A 9,768-nucleotide genomic window follows, 5' to 3' on the forward strand; every position below is an offset into this window, starting at 1 on the left:
ACCCCTGGGGGGGGGGGGGGGTGGGGGCCCGTGGGGGTGGGGGGGCGGGGGGGGCGGGTGGGGGGGCCCGGGCGCGGGGGGGGATGGGGGGGGCGGGGGCGTGCCGTGGGGCCCGCCCGCGCCGCCGAAGCCTGCCGATGCGGGATCAGCAGTCGCGCAGGGTCGGTGACTGGTTGAGCAACTGGCCGCGGATCGAGGTGAACTTCGCGTACCGGTCCGCGTCCAGGCCCTCGATCGGGAAGACCGCGACCCGGTGGCAGTTCTGGAACGCGAGTTTGACCCCGAAGTGCCGTTCCATCGAGCCGCGGATCGCGTCCGAGGCCAGGGCGCGCAGCAGTTGTCCACGCTCGGTCTCGGTGGCGGGCGGCACCTGGTTGTCCGCGAACGCGCCGCCATCCACCCGCAGTTGTGTCGCCAGGGCGGCGACGAGATTCCAGGCGTAGGGCAGCGAGTCACGCACGCAGTCGACGAACTCCGCCTCGTCGACCTCACCCTGTTCGGCCTGCTCCAACAGCTTCGGAGGCACATCGAGCGACATCGGTGCTCCTTCCGGCCGGGACGTACGCAAGTTCGCCCGGCGGTTCGGGTCGTGTCTCGTACGTGGCAGTGGCTGGTGGCACCCGTGCATAGCCCACGGCACGCCCCGAACGCGCATCCGCCCGGCCCGCACCGTCTCCGGACTCACCGTAAGTCATCGCCTACGCATTGCTCCAGAGCGAACCGGAGGTGAACGCGGTTCGGGAGAGGGCATGCGCCCGGCGGGCCGCTCCCCCGTTCGATCATCGCGCCGTGTCCGCGACGGCGGTCATGCGCGGTGTTCGACGTGGTCGAAGGTCGGCACGATGAGGTGCGTCACACGGGGTGCGGCCGGAGCCGGGGGATGGCCGGGGGAGGGGCTTCGGAGGCGGTAGCGTCGGGGCATGCGTCTCGTCATCGCCCGTTGCTCCGTGGACTACGTCGGGCGACTCACCGCCCACCTGCCGTCCGCCCCTCGGCTCATTCTGGTCAAGTCGGACGGGAGCGTGTCCATTCACGCCGACGACCGCGCGTACAAGCCGCTGAACTGGATGAGTCCGCCGTGCACCCTCAAGGAGGGGGACGGGGTGTGGACGGTGATCAACAAGGGCGGCGAGAAGCTGATCATCACGATCGAGGAAGTCCTCCACGACACCTCGCACGAGCTGGGTATCGACCCCGGCCTGGTCAAGGACGGCGTCGAGGCGCACCTCCAGGAACTGCTGGCCGACCGCCTCGACGCGCTCGGCGCGGGCTGGACGCTGATCCGCCGCGAATACCCCACCCCGATCGGCCCGGTGGACATCCTGTGCCGGGACGCGGACGGCACCACCGTGGCGGTGGAGATCAAGCGCCGGGGCGAGATCGACGGCGTCGAACAACTCACCCGCTACCTCGAACTCCTCAACCGGGACACGCTGATCGCCCCGGTCAAGGGCGTCTTCGCGGCCCAGGAGATCAAGCCCCAGGCGAGGGTCCTGGCGGTCGACCGGGGCATCACGTGCGTAACGCTGGACTACAACGCGCTGCGCGGCACCGAGGACGACAAGCTGAAGCTGTTCTGAGCGCGGGCGGGGCCTCGCCCGCCGGCGCGTCATGCCTGTGAGGTTCGACCGGCGGGTGGCTCCTGAAGGCTGCCGCCCGCCGATGCCCTCGGCCGGGCCAGGCACGGGCCGGCGACCATGATCATCACTTCCTCCGCCGATGCCGTCGATTGCAAAGTAATCGAGAATCCATCCGCGGGCTTCATCGCCGTCAGGTTGCCCGCACCTTTTCCGGCGGCCGTCGCCGTCTCGAATTTTCGGATTCGGAATCCCATTTCTTCGATGGTGGCGCGAGCCCGCCGGAATACCGACTCCTGCTGCTGTGAAGGCACCGTGATGTTTTGGATGCGCAGTGCGGTGAAGGTCTTCTCGATGGAATCCTCCCCGCTCATCACCTCTCCGCACGGGGATACATTGAACGACGGCGCACGATCGACGACGGGAGCCCTGATTCCCTCGATGACCAGCCGCGTGTATTCCTCGGCGGTGGCCCCGGCCTGATCCTCGGACATTTCGGGGACTTTGACGTCCTGCTTGTTCATGGAATCTCCACATCCCGAAGCCAGAATCAATACCAACACCGCAGACAAGGCCGCGGCTATACCGGACAGGCGGTGTGCGATCACGATGTGCGCCCTACTTGACGTGGGGTCGGTTCAGCGGATTCGGATCGTTGTACATACCCGCCACGATCTTGCCCTGGTTGAGCAGGCTTTCGCCGCCGGTATCCCAATAGCCGCTGTGGCCGTCGGCATCGCCTTGCAGGCGCTTCCCGCCGAACGCCTCGTCCGTCGGGCTGACCCGGTCGTCGCTGCCGATGGCGGCGTCGGCGGCCATGTCGAATAGGCTCGGCTCCTTGTCGGTGCCGTGTTTTGCGCTTCCCAGGTCGACGACGGCCTGGTCTTCGTCGAGCTTTACCGGTGAGCGGTCCGCCCACACGTGGCCCGGGTCGATTTTCAGGTCCTCCGCGTGCTTGACGTGTATTCCGGGACTGCCCAGGGCGACGATGTCGTCGGCTGCCAGTCCACCGGTCTTTGCCGCGTCGCCGACGAGTGCGGTTCCGTAACTGTGGCCGATGACCGTGATGTGATGATCGTTGCCTTGGGCGCGGACTCCACCGACGAAGGAGTGCAACCGTGGCGCCCCCTCCTCGGAGCGCGCCCATCCGGCCATGCTGCCGATCCCCTTTTTCTCGGGTGCGTCGTAGTCGAGCCAGAAGACCGACGCCACACCGCTTTTTCCGTCCGTCAAACCCACCGCGGTGTCCCGGATCCTGTCCGCCCGGGTAATCCCGCCCGCGAGATTGTCGGCCACCGTGGCGCCGGTCCCGGGAACCAGCACGGCGACGTGCTTTGCCTTGTCGGGATCGCCGACGGACATGATCACCTGGCCGTCGAGGAATTTGTCCCCGAACTTCAGCAGCATCAATTCCTTGCCGGGCGGTCGAGCGTATCCGGCGACCAACACCTTCTTGATCTTCGTGAGGTTTTCCCACTCGCGTTTGTCGTGGTCGGGGGATCTGCCGCCGGCCAGTGCCGGGGCGAGTTCGGTCAGACGTTGGTCCAGGGCGGTGCGGTTGGCCGTGTCGCGAACGGCTGCCGGGAGGCCGTCCATGCTGCCGAGTCGGCGCGGATATGCGGCCAGGTACAGGGCCCGCTGTTCCTCGGACAGGCCGCGCCACCAGGCCGCCGCCTGCGTGGGATCCAGGTTCGGGACCGGGCCCACGCCGTACAGGCCGGCCACGCGCCGGGTGTCCTCGACGCTGTTCTGCCAGGAGTCCGGCCGGGTTTCCGCGACGTCGGCCGGCATCAGCGTGGTCAGTGTCGCGGCGAATTTGGCGTCGGCCTCGCTCGCCTGGCGAAGCAGTGTGTCGAAGCGGGCCACGAAGCCGTCGATGGTGCTCTGTTGCCGTGCCGCATCCGCCGGAGTGGGATTGCCGGTCGCGGCGGGCGGGGCGGCGGCCTGCACGGTGTATCCGCCCGGGGTTTCCACGATCCGGAGACCGGAGGTCTCGGCCTCCTGGATGGCCGCGCGGAACGTGGTCTGAATCGCGGGCAGTTCGGATGCCGCACGTTCGGCCGCGATACCGATGGTCTGCGCCTGGCTTGCGGAGACGGCGATCTGTCGAACCGTCACTTCGAGATCCCGGTCGGCCGTTCCGGCGGCCTGCCCCCTCCATCCGGCCGCCGCCACACCGTCGTTGACCCCGGTCCGGAACGTGTTCTCCAGTTCGGCGAGTTTGCCGGCGGTGGTCCTCCAGGTGCGGGCGGCTTCCCGCCAGCTCTCGAAGTTCGCGGCCCTCAGCTCGGTGAAGCCGACCATGGTTACGACCCCGCCGTGAAGTCGGTGGCGACGTTCGTCTCGGTTTGGGCGTACTTCGTTCGCGTGCGGTAGATCCTGTCGGCCCCCGCCTGCGCCCGGTCGGCGAGGTGGGCGATCGCGCCGCCCCACTCGCGGCTCAGCTCGCCCAGTTGGAAACCGGTCATGAACCCCGGTGTTCCCGCCGGCGGGCCGTGGTTGATGTCCGCGCTCAGACTCCTCAGTTCCATGGCTACCGAGACCGCCTTGCCGGCGGCCGGGGCCAACTCTTCGATTTTGACCCGGAAGGAGGAATCCGAGGGTGCCGCCAAGGTGGCGTGAGAGGGCTCCGCCGGCGGAATGATGCTGCTCTTCAGGGCGCCGCTCATCGGATCGGCACGAAAATACTCCGGCGACAGGGCTCGATTTACGGCTGTGTCGGCGATTTCCTGCTCGGGCATGCCGGTATTCTCCCGCGTGCCCTCCGTGTGGATTTGTCAGTAAATCCGACAATTCAGCGGAAGATGTGTCGGTCGAGTATGCGACGGCGCCGCCGGGGCGGCGTCGGAGCCCGACCGGTGTTGACCTTCGAGTCGGATGAAGCCCAAGGATGTCGGGATGCCGGATACCGAGTTGATGCCGATCGGGGCCTTCGCCCGACACAGTGGTCTGACCTCGAGTGCGCTGCGGTTCCATGCGGACTCCGGGTTGCTGCACCCTGCCGAGGTCGATCCCGTCTCGGGCTACCGCTACTACAGCGCCGACCAGGTGGCGCGGGCCACGGCGCTGCGCCGACTGCGTGAGATCGCGATGCCGCTTGCCGAGGTCGACGCCGTCCTCGACGCCGGACCCGTGGAGGCGTCGCGGCTGATCGACGAGCATGTCGCCAGGGTGCTCGCGGATGCGGATGCGGATGCGGATGCGGATGCGGAGGCGGAGGCGGCACGGCGCAAGGCCGCCGTGGTCAAGTCCTCGTTGGCCGGGGCGCCGGCCGGTGTGCCGATCGCCGCCCTGAAGGGGCCGGTACTGGCCGACGCGATCGAACAAGTCCTGACCGCGACCGTACGGGAGCCGGGCGTGCCGGTACTCGGCGGAGTGCGCGTCGAGGCGACCGCGCAGGGGATGTGGCTACGGCCGGCGGGCCGTGAGGACCGGCATTGCCGGTTGTTGTCCAACGCTCGCGGGCCACCGCGCGGCACGACGAGCCGCGAGCGGCCGTCGCCACGGCCATGCGGCGCACGGTCGAACTGTGGAACGCGCACGGCACGGTCATGCGCACCGCGATCGACCTGTCGTTGACTGTGCCCGAGATCGGCGAACTGTGGAGTCACACCGCCGACTTGTTCATCGAGGCGATCACCGCCGTCCTGGAACGCGCCGGTGTGCCGGCCGGCACCGAACCGCAACAGGCCTCGGCGATGGCGCGCGCCCTGTGCTGGATGATCGAGCGCACCTTCTATCACGCCTCGCGGGAGTCTTTGGACAAGTTGCCGGAGGTCGCCGCGACCTGCGAGCACATCTGGCTGATCAGCGCCGGCCTGAGCGGCTGAGGAGGCGGCCGGCGCGGCGGGTGCCCAACCTTTTCCGGCCGGTGACCATGTACGCGACAGCATCGACCCGGCCACCATGGAGGGGGCCGCCGAAAGCGGGCGCGCGGCGGCCGACGCGGCGTTGCGCGCGGCGGGTTCGAGTGCCCCGCCGGCCACCGAGTTCTACCTCGTCCGGCCGTATCGGCCCTGACGTCAAGGGGGTTCGCGATGCCGGGGACGGTGATCATCGGGGCCGGGTTCGCCGGGATCTGCATGGCGATCCGGCTGCGCCGCGCCGGCATCGAGGACTTCACCGTCTACGAGAAGGCCGACGACCTCGGCGGCGTCTGGCGCGACAACACCTATCCGGGCGCGGGTTGCGACATCCCGTCGATGTTGTACTCGTACTCGTTCGCGCAACGGGCCGACTGGTCCCGGGTGTTCCCCGAGCAACACGAGATCCTGCGCTATCTGCACGAGTGCGCCCGGACGTTCGGTATCCGGGCCCACCTGGCACTCGGTACCGAGGTGAACGCCGCGCGCTGGGACGAGACGGCCGCGGTGTGGCGGATCGAGACCTCGCGCGGGTCGGCGACCGCCCGGGTGCTGGTCTCGGCCGTGGGCCAGCTCAACCGGCCGCGCTATCCCGACCTGCCCGGCCTGGACTCGTTCGCCGGCACCGCGTTCCACTCCTCGCGGTGGCGGCACGACCACGACCTGAACGACCGCACCGTTGCGGTGATCGGCACCGGGCCCAGCGCGGTGCAGTTCGTGCCGCGCATCGCCGCGCGGGTGCGCCGGCTGTACGTCTTCCAGCGGTCCGCGAACTGGGTGGTGCCCAAGCCGGATCGGGCCTACGGGCGGATCGCGCACCGGGTCTTCCGCCGGTTCCCGCCGGCTCGGACCGCGGTGCGCGCGGCGACCTATCTGCGCGGCGAGACCGCGGTCTACTGGGCGGTGCGCGGCAACGTCGGCGCCCGCCTGGCCCGGCACGCGGCACGCCGGCACCTGGCCGCGCAGATCGCCGATCCGGCGCTGCGGGCCCGGTTGACCCCGGACTTCCCGATCGGCTGCAAACGCATCCTGATCTCGGCCGACTTCTACCCGACCCTGACCCGGGACAACGTGGAACTGGTCACCGACCCGATCACCGAGATCACCCCGAGCGGACCGCGCACCGCCGCGCGGGACTACCCCGTGGACACCCTGATCCACGGCACCGGGTTCCTGGCCACCGAATTCCTGCGGCCGATGGACATCGTCGGGCGCGACGGCGTGCGGCTGCAGGACGTGTGGCGGGAGGGGGCGGCGGCCCGACTGGGGATGACCGTGCCGCGCTTCCCGAACCTGTTCCTGCTGTACGGGCCGGGGACGAACCTGGGCCACAACTCGATCATCTACATGATCGAGAGTCAGGTGGCGTACGTGGTGCGCAGGATCCGCGACGGCCGGGTCCACGAGGTGGGCGCGGCCGAGTACGAGGCGGACCGGCGGGCGCTCGCGGCCGGCGTGGCGGGCACCGTGTTCGAGGCGGGCTGTACGAGCTGGTACAAGGGCGCCGACGGGCAGGTGACCACCAACTGGCCCTGGCACACCTACCGATACCGGTGGGCCACCCGACGCGCTTGACCACCACGACCCGACACCGCCGGCCGTTCGGCGGGCCCGAACCCGCCGCGCTCAGTCGGCGTAGTAGTCGGCCATCAACTCGCTCGACCACGCCGCCTGGCGAAGCTCGCCGCGCGGGCCGAACTCGGCGAGGTAGGGCTTGAGATCGAGCACCGGCGTGCCGTCGACCGCGTCGAGGCCGCGCACGTGGACGTCCAGGCCGTCCACCCGCTCCAGCGCACACCGGGAGACGGCGAGACGGTTCGGGCGGTTCTTGCCGCGCTGGGCGAAGATGCCGACGAGCGGCCAGGCCGGATTGCCGCGCGGCCGGCGGGCGCCGGTCTCGACGGCGGTGTCCGGGACCCGGTGGAAGTGGAAGACCACCTCCAGGTGGGAGAAGTCGTCAAGACCGAACAGCGCCTCGGGGCCGAAGCGTTCCCCGTCCAGGCGGATCACCGAGGACACGTTCCCCCAGTGATCGTCCACGAGTTCCACGCGCGGGGCGGACACCCGCCCGATCGCACGCAGGGTGACATCGGGCAGCGGCTCCACGGGTGTGCTCCCTCCCGTTACGGTGTCAGGTCCATGGCGTGCACGACCAACTCGGCCAGCGCGTTCACCGCGCTCTCCCGGTCCCGCGCGTCACATTCGGTCATCGGCGTGCGTGGGCCGATCGACAACGCGTCGCGCAGGTCCTCCTCCGGATAGCGCGGCGCGCCGTCGAAGAGATTGACCGCGACCACGAACGGGATCCCGGACCGCTCGAAGTAGTCCACCGCCGGGAAACTGTCCTCCAGTCGGCGGGTGTCCACCAGGACGATCGCGCCCACCGCGCCGCGCACCAGGTCGTCCCACATGAACCAGAACCGGTTCTGCCCCGGGGTACCGAACAGGTAGAGCACCAGGTCGGCTTCCAGGGTGATCCGGCCGAAGTCCATCGCGACCGTGGTGGTGCGCTTCTCCGGCAGACCGGACAGGTCGTCGACGTCCTCGCTCATCACCGTCATGACCGACTCGGTGGTCAACGGCGGGATCTCCGACACGGCGGCCACCAGTGTGGTCTTGCCGACGCCGAAACCGCCCGCGACCACGATCTTGGTCGAGGTGATCGGCGGCCCCTCGCCGATCCGCCGACCGGACGCGCCCGCGGCCGGCATCGGGATGGCCGGGACCTCGTCGCCGAGGCCGCCGACACCGCCGAGGTCAAATCTTGCGTAGTCCACCGAGCACCCTCTCCAGCAGCGCACGATCGGGTCGGCCGGCCTCGTGCTCGGCCTGGTACACACTGATCCGGCCCTGCGAGGCCAGGTCGCTGATCAACACCCGGACCACGCCGAGCGGCATGTGCAGGATCGCCGCCACCTCCGCCACCGACCGCACGCCGCGGCACAGGTGCACGATGCGGGCCACCTCGGGCATGTCGCCGGTCTCGTCCTGCGGGCAGTCCAGGGTGGTGACGAGCGTTTCGACCAGCAGCACGTGGCCGTAGCGGGTCCGGCCGCGGGTCAGCGTGTAGGGACGCACGCGCGAGGTGCGACCGCCCGGTTCGGGACGGGCCGGAAAACCCCCTGCGTCGTCGTAGTCGGAATAACCGCCGTCAGGAGCCAACGCGACCACCTCCACGGTCCTGGTGCATCTGTGCGCGCAGGGCCGGCGTCAGGACGTGGCCGGCGCGCCGAACGAACGAGGTCATCTGGTAGGCGATCACGCCCAGATCGGCGGACCCGCCCGCGTGCACGCCCAGACAGGAGCCGTCGCTGATCGACATCGCCACGACGTAGCCCTCGGCCATCGTGACGATCTCCTGGCGGACCGCGCCCATGTCGAGCACCCGCGAGGTGCCCTCCGCCAGGGCCACCAGGCCGCTGACGATCGCGCCGAGTTGCTCCTCGGCGTCACCGGCGGCGCCGGCCGCCTCCGGGCCGCGCGCGCTGGCCAGCATCAGGCCGTCGGAGGAGACCAGGACGACCTCGCGGACCCCCGGGACGTCCCCGGCCAGCCCGGCCACCAGCCAGTCGACATCGCGGGCCGTGGTGCCATTCGATCCGGTCACCGGTCTCCACCTCCTGTCTCCTCCCGCACGTCCGGCGGGAAGGTGGGTTCTTCGTCGGTCGACACGATCGGCCCGGACGGGCGGATCGGACCGGTCGGTTCGTCCTCCCGGCGGGCTGCCTCCAGACCTTCCTGAAAGCCCGTCAGCCGTCGGCGCAGTTCGGCGGCCGAGAGCGTTCCGGTGTCCCGGGCGGGGTCCGCGGCGGGCGGGATCGCGAACGCGCCGCTGTCGTCGCCCGCCGTCAGTCGCTTGGGCAGACCACGCCGGGTACGACCGACCGCGGAGGCCGCGGGGCCCGTGCCGTCCCCGCCGATCGCCGGCCGTGGCGCGACGGGCGGCGTCGCGGCGGCGGTCTTCGCCGTCGCGCCCTTCACCGTCGCACTCTTCGGCGCCACGCTCTTCGCCGCCGTGCCCTTGCCCGCCGCGGTCCCCGCCGCCGCGCTTTTCGCCGCAGCGGTCCTCGGCGCCGCGGCCGCGTTGGCCACCGGCGCCGGGTTCGCGCGACGCGCGGGCGGCGCGACCTCGGGGCGTGCCGTCGACCCGGTCGCCTCGAACAGCGCGCCCGGCGCGACCAGTTTCGCGGCCGGCGCCTCCGGGGCGGGCGGATTGGCCGCCGGGGTGCGCTTGGGCAGGCCCTTGGGCGTCTTGACCGGCGGCGCGGCGTCCTCGCGGGGCACGATCGGCCCACGCGGCGCGGCGGCCGCGGACCGGGGGCGTTCGG

10 protein-coding genes and 3 pseudogenes are annotated in these 9,768 nt (G+C 70.4%); 4 read left to right on the forward strand and 9 right to left on the reverse strand.

What is annotated here, in order from left to right; all coding sequences use genetic code 11:
* Window positions 1–145: 145 nt before the first annotated feature.
* Window positions 146–538, reverse strand: coding sequence for an SCO5389 family protein (locus ACWGR4_RS47750; protein WP_379995007.1), 393 nt, complete (start codon window positions 536–538; stop codon window positions 146–148).
* Window positions 539–920: 382 nt separating this feature from the next.
* Between ACWGR4_RS47750 and nucS the strand changes: the two genes are divergently transcribed.
* A complete protein-coding gene (gene nucS, locus ACWGR4_RS47755; protein WP_078975413.1) occupies window positions 921–1,580 on the forward strand; it encodes an endonuclease NucS in 660 nt (219 codons plus the stop codon).
* 29 nt (window positions 1,581–1,609) lie between these two features.
* Here nucS and ACWGR4_RS47760 read toward each other — a convergent pair whose 3' ends face one another.
* From ACWGR4_RS47760 to ACWGR4_RS47770, 3 genes are all read right to left on the reverse strand, one after another.
* On the reverse strand, window positions 1,610–2,101 hold the full coding sequence (locus ACWGR4_RS47760) for a hypothetical protein (protein ID WP_452133846.1): 492 nt from the start codon (window positions 2,099–2,101) through the stop codon (window positions 1,610–1,612).
* Between the two features lie 94 nt (window positions 2,102–2,195).
* Window positions 2,196–3,881 carry an alpha/beta hydrolase gene (locus ACWGR4_RS47765; protein WP_452133847.1) on the reverse strand — a complete coding sequence of 562 codons (1,686 nt, stop codon included), beginning with the start codon at window positions 3,879–3,881 and terminating at the stop codon, window positions 2,196–2,198.
* A gap of 2 nt (window positions 3,882–3,883) precedes the next feature.
* The gene (locus tag ACWGR4_RS47770; RefSeq protein ID WP_452133848.1) at window positions 3,884–4,318 is read right to left on the reverse strand and encodes a hypothetical protein; all 435 of its coding nucleotides are present in this window, start codon (window positions 4,316–4,318) and stop codon (window positions 3,884–3,886) included.
* A gap of 157 nt (window positions 4,319–4,475) precedes the next feature.
* On the opposite strand from ACWGR4_RS47770, the pseudogene ACWGR4_RS47775 reads away from it, so the two are divergent.
* The 3 genes and pseudogenes from ACWGR4_RS47775 to ACWGR4_RS47785 form a co-directional block, all read left to right on the forward strand.
* A pseudogene (locus tag ACWGR4_RS47775) lies at window positions 4,476–5,027 on the forward strand (MerR family transcriptional regulator); the annotation flags it as partial.
* A 2-nt stretch (window positions 5,028–5,029) separates the two neighbouring features.
* Window positions 5,030–5,407 (forward strand): annotated as a pseudogene (locus ACWGR4_RS47780) (TetR/AcrR family transcriptional regulator); the annotation flags it as partial.
* A 207-nt stretch (window positions 5,408–5,614) separates the two neighbouring features.
* A complete protein-coding gene (locus ACWGR4_RS47785) occupies window positions 5,615–7,015 on the forward strand; it encodes a flavin-containing monooxygenase (RefSeq protein WP_452133849.1) in 1,401 nt (466 codons plus the stop codon).
* 51 nt (window positions 7,016–7,066) lie between these two features.
* Here the strand turns inward: ACWGR4_RS47785 and ACWGR4_RS47790 are convergent, their stop codons facing one another.
* From ACWGR4_RS47790 to ACWGR4_RS47810, 5 genes and pseudogenes are all read right to left on the reverse strand, one after another.
* Window positions 7,067–7,546 carry an SAM-dependent methyltransferase gene (locus tag ACWGR4_RS47790; RefSeq protein WP_379995021.1) on the reverse strand — a complete coding sequence of 160 codons (480 nt, stop codon included), beginning with the start codon at window positions 7,544–7,546 and terminating at the stop codon, window positions 7,067–7,069.
* A gap of 17 nt (window positions 7,547–7,563) precedes the next feature.
* Complete coding sequence (locus tag ACWGR4_RS47795) at window positions 7,564–8,151, reverse strand: GTP-binding protein (protein ID WP_379997253.1); 588 nt, start codon at window positions 8,149–8,151, stop codon at window positions 7,564–7,566.
* Window positions 8,152–8,197: 46 nt separating this feature from the next.
* Window positions 8,198–8,602 (reverse strand): DUF742 domain-containing protein, encoded by a 405-nt coding sequence (locus ACWGR4_RS47800; protein ID WP_078979221.1) that lies wholly within the window; start codon window positions 8,600–8,602, stop codon window positions 8,198–8,200.
* A complete protein-coding gene (locus ACWGR4_RS47805; RefSeq protein ID WP_078975402.1) occupies window positions 8,592–9,047 on the reverse strand; it encodes a roadblock/LC7 domain-containing protein in 456 nt (151 codons plus the stop codon). The genes ACWGR4_RS47800 and ACWGR4_RS47805 overlap by 11 nt, the downstream gene beginning before the upstream one ends.
* Window positions 9,044–9,768 (reverse strand): annotated as a pseudogene (locus ACWGR4_RS47810) (hypothetical protein); the annotation flags it as partial. The gene ACWGR4_RS47805 and the pseudogene ACWGR4_RS47810, both read right to left, overlap by 4 nt.

The sequence above is a fragment of the Embleya sp. NPDC055664 genome (assembly GCF_053618075.1).

Bases quoted from the DNA above. Each gene is read 5' to 3' on its own strand.
- ACWGR4_RS47750 (WP_379995007.1), bottom strand. From the start codon at position 538: ATGTCGCTCGATGTGCCTCCGAAGCTGTTGGAGCAGGCCGAACAGGGT.
- nucS (WP_078975413.1), top strand. From the start codon at position 921: ATGCGTCTCGTCATCGCCCGTTGCTCCGTGGACTACGTCGGGCGACTC.
- ACWGR4_RS47760 (WP_452133846.1), bottom strand. From the start codon at position 2,101: ATGAACAAGCAGGACGTCAAAGTCCCCGAAATGTCCGAGGATCAGGCC.
- ACWGR4_RS47765 (WP_452133847.1), bottom strand. From the start codon at position 3,881: ATGGTCGGCTTCACCGAGCTGAGGGCCGCGAACTTCGAGAGCTGGCGG.
- ACWGR4_RS47770 (WP_452133848.1), bottom strand. From the start codon at position 4,318: ATGCCCGAGCAGGAAATCGCCGACACAGCCGTAAATCGAGCCCTGTCG.
- ACWGR4_RS47785 (WP_452133849.1), top strand. From the start codon at position 5,615: ATGCCGGGGACGGTGATCATCGGGGCCGGGTTCGCCGGGATCTGCATG.
- ACWGR4_RS47795 (WP_379997253.1), bottom strand. From the start codon at position 8,151: ATGCCGGCCGCGGGCGCGTCCGGTCGGCGGATCGGCGAGGGGCCGCCG.